We start from the raw sequence: 2,729 nt of genomic DNA, 5'->3' as shown, positions 1-2,729 counted from the left end.
CCCCCAGGCCCCGCCGCCGCGCCCCACCACCAGACCGGTGCGGGTGAACGCCGTCCGTACGCCCGCCTCCCGCGCCGGCGCGGCCGCTTCCTCCCACTCCACGCACAGCTCGGGCAGAAACCCCTCCCCGGGCGGTGAGCTCTCGTCGACGACCCGGTCGCCGGTCTCGCCGTAGTAGCCCATCGCGCTGCCGTTCACGAAGACCTTCGGCGGCTCGTCCAGGGAGGCGACGGCCCGGGCGAGGGCGCTCGTGCCGTTCACCCGGCTGTCGCGGATCCGCTTCTTGTACGCCTCCGTCCAGCGCCGCGAGCCGACCCCCGCCCCGGCGAGGTTGACCACGGCGTCGCACCCGGCGAGGCCGGCCGTGTCGACCCGTCCGGCCTCGGGGTCCCAGCGGACCTCGCCGTCCCGGGGCTCCCGGCGCACCAGGCGCACCACCTCGTGCCCGTCCGCGGTGAGGGACCGCACCAGGGCCGAGCCGATCAGTCCGGAAGCCCCGGCCACCGCGATTCTTGAAAGTTGCATGAACTCATCCTGCCTGGTGGGTGCGTAAGAGCGATGTCTGGTTCCGGTACCCCGACCGTAGGCTTACGGTCATGCCCGAGCTGTCCATACGCCTGGCCCTTCCCGACGACGAGGAGGAGCTGGGCCGCCTCGACCGCGCCGAGTGGTCGCCGCTGCACGAGGTCCTGCCCGAACAGCGGCCGCCCTACCGGCCGTTCTTCGACGAGCGTCACCTCCCCGACGACTGCCTGGTCGCCGAGGCCGGCCGCCGCATCCTGGGGTACGTCCGTCTCGGTTCCCCGACCGGGCTCGAAGCGAACGCCCATGTGCGCCAGATCCAGGGCTTCGTCGTCAGCGCCGGGGCCCGCGGCTGCGGTGTCGGGAGGGCCCTGATCCGGGCGGTCACCGAGGAGGCCCGCCGCCGCGGCGCCCGCCGCCTCACCCTGCGCGTCCTCGGCCACAACACGCCCGCCCGCCGGCTCTACGAGTCCGAGGGCTTCGCCGTCGAGGGCGTGCTGCCCGGGGAGTTCCTGCTGGCGGGGGAGTACGTCGACGACGTGCTCATGGGGCGCCGTCTCTGAGGACCTGGCAGGCAACGAACAGTGGGATCAGGAAGAACACGGGCACGGGAGCCTCCTGGAGCCGTGCGGGACCGGACCGGTGCCGTGCGGGACCGTGGCTCCATCATCCGGGAGACCGCCCGCTACGAGGTGACCAGCTCGCCCGTGTCCACCGGTGAGGTGGCGTCCGCCGCCTTCTCGGCGTCCCCCGCGACCTCGTCCGCGGTCAGGACGTAGCCCGTCTCGTCGTCGGAGGTCGAACGGGCGAAGACCACGCCGTAGACCTTGCCGGAGGTGGTGAGCAGGGGGCCGCCGGAGTTGCCGGGGCGCACGGTCGAGCGGATGGAGTAGATCTCGCGGGTGACGGTGGCGTCGCTGTAGATGTTCTGCCCGGTCGCCTTCACCCGGCCCGCCACCGTGGCCGCCTGGAGGTTCAGGTCGCCGTCCTGCGGATAGCCCGCGACCACCGCGGAGTCGCCCCGCGAGGCACCGTCGTCGAAGCGCAGCACCGGTGCGCGCAGGTCAGGGACGTACAGCACGGCCACGTCCCGGTCCGGATCGAACAGCACCACCCGTGCCTCGTACGTCCGGCCGACCCCGCCGACCCGGACGCCCGGCTCGTCGATGCCGGCGACCACGTGGGCGTTGGTCATCACGTGCTGCGGCGCGTAGACGAAACCGCTGCCCTCGCGGCCCTGGGTGCCGGAGGCGCCCTCGATCTTGACGGTGCTGAGCTTGGCGGCGTCGGTGGCGGCGGCCGTGACGCTGTCGCCGGTGGGCCTCGCGACCTCGGCCGTCGACTCGTTCTCGAACGGGTTGAAGACCTGCGGGAAGCCCGCCTCGGTGAGCGCGGAGGTGGCCCGGGAGAACCAGGACGGCGTGGTCTCCGGCATGGCGTCCTGGACGGTGCCGAGCAGGGCGGAGTCCCGGATGGCCGAGGTGACCAGCGGGGACGAGGAGGCACCGAGCACGCTGGCGGCGACCCAGGCGACGACGAGCACGGCCACGGAGTTGGCGGCGGCCCCGCCGACGCCGTCGGCGACCCTGAGCGGGCCCTGGTCCAGCTCCCGGCGCAGCCTGAGCGCGAGGCGTCCCGCCAGCTCGTGCCCCACGGCGGCCGGGACCAGCACGGTCAGCACCGCGGTCACCGTCGCCTCCGTGCTCCCCGGTGTCACCAGGTCCATCATCCACGGCAGCACCCACACGCCCACGACCGCGCCGCCGACGAAACCGGCGAACGAGACGCAGCCGGCCACCAGGCCGCGCCGGTAGCCGGAGGCCGCGTAGGCGGCGATCACCAGCAACAGCAGGATGTCGAGCACGTCCACGGAGCCGCCCTTCTCTCTCGGAACCTTCAGTACGCAGGCGAGTCGTCCAGTGATCAGCCGGCACACGCGCGGTCCACCTGGAAAAACGTCGCGGACCAGGACGATGGTTCCACCGGGTGGCACAGCACACATCGCGGGCGGGGCGGATCCGTCCCACAGTGGGAACCATGCGTGTCCGAAGAGCCCGGGGGATGCGAAAGCGGCGCCCGACCCGAATACGCAACGCGAGCGGAGCAGTCCAGGCTCTGCTGAACCGCCTGCCCTCCCTGAAGAGACCCACGGCGGCCCCGCCCACCGCCGCTACGGCCCGTACAGGTCTGAAGGCCCCCTCCGATTC

Annotated in this window: 3 protein-coding genes; 1 reads left to right on the top strand and 2 read right to left on the bottom strand. The window is 72.8% G+C overall.

Annotated elements, in window-relative coordinates; all coding sequences use genetic code 11:
• On the bottom strand, positions 1–525 hold a 525-nt coding region (locus AOJ26_RS39695; RefSeq protein ID WP_159044514.1), incomplete at its 3' end, for an NAD-dependent epimerase/dehydratase family protein.
• Positions 526–596: 71 nt separating this feature from the next.
• On the opposite strand from AOJ26_RS39695, the gene AOJ26_RS39690 reads away from it, so the two are divergent.
• Entirely contained in the window at positions 597–1,085 is a 489-nt protein-coding gene (locus AOJ26_RS39690; protein WP_053853198.1) for a GNAT family N-acetyltransferase, read from the top strand.
• 122 nt (positions 1,086–1,207) lie between these two features.
• Here the strand turns inward: AOJ26_RS39690 and AOJ26_RS39685 are convergent, their stop codons facing one another.
• Complete coding sequence (locus AOJ26_RS39685; protein WP_053853199.1) at positions 1,208–2,392, bottom strand: MarP family serine protease; 1,185 nt, start codon at positions 2,390–2,392, stop codon at positions 1,208–1,210.
• Positions 2,393–2,729 lie beyond the last annotated feature (337 nt).

Origin of the sequence: Streptomyces sp. NRRL B-24085 (assembly GCF_001282115.1) — a bacterium.
Taxonomy (GTDB): Bacteria; Actinomycetota; Actinomycetes; order Streptomycetales; family Streptomycetaceae; genus Streptomyces.
Note: the sequence above shows the minus strand (reverse complement) of the source record. Positions and strands in the feature narration are given on the sequence as shown.

What these genes read in the sequence shown, in the direction of transcription:
- AOJ26_RS39690 (WP_053853198.1), top strand. Translation starts at nt 597, where the DNA reads ATGCCCGAGCTGTCCATACGCCTGGCCCTTCCCGACGACGAGGAGGAG.